Origin of the sequence: Neglectibacter sp. X4, assembly GCF_009917365.1 — a bacterium.
In the GTDB taxonomy this organism is placed as follows: domain Bacteria; phylum Bacillota; class Clostridia; order Oscillospirales; family Acutalibacteraceae; genus Acutalibacter.
In genome coordinates, this window is record NZ_QWLE01000279.1 from 1 (window position 1) to 629 (window position 629).

At 39.7% G+C, this 629-nt stretch carries 1 pseudogene; it reads left to right on the top strand.

Annotation, left to right across the window (positions count from 1 at the left end):
• Positions 1-349: 349 nt before the first annotated feature.
• Positions 350-629: pseudogene (locus D1841_RS18115) on the top strand (hypothetical protein); the annotation flags it as partial.

Consider the following 629-nt stretch of genomic DNA (forward strand, 5'->3'; position numbering starts at 1 on the left):
ACTCTTGCGGGGGCAAAATCCCTTTCAGAAGCTGCCAGAACCCTCCGTATCACCAAACAGGGACTCAGCTACAAGATGCTAAAATACGATATTCAATTTAAAGAGTAACAAAACAAACGTCAAAAAATTTTGACCCAATCGTCAGGATTTTTTGACGTTTTTGCAATGAAAATTCCTATAATTATAGAATCTTTTGACGATATATACACTGCCAAAAAAAAATTTTTCTTTTTTTCGCATTTATCACCAAACCTCAGATACCTTCAGCAAACAAACTGCATTGTGCCTATATTGGCATGAATATTGCTTTTATTATAAAGCAGTGAAGACAAATAAAAGGAGGAAAACTATGAGCAAATTTATAGATATTGATGCGATTCCCGGCGAACGCTGGTTTCCAAAAGAAACAGGATTTGAAGAAGACCTGCCGCTGTACTGGGGAGACTTTGGTGTAGCATCTGAAGTAGATACCCTGCGCGCAGTTTTGATGCGTCGTCCGGGTAAAGAAATAGAAAACTTTAATGCTGCTGAGGTTCGCTTTTCTGATGAACCCATCGATGTAGAATTAATGCGTGCACAGCATGACGCACTCGCAGATATCTACCGCGACCACGGCGTAAAAGTCTACT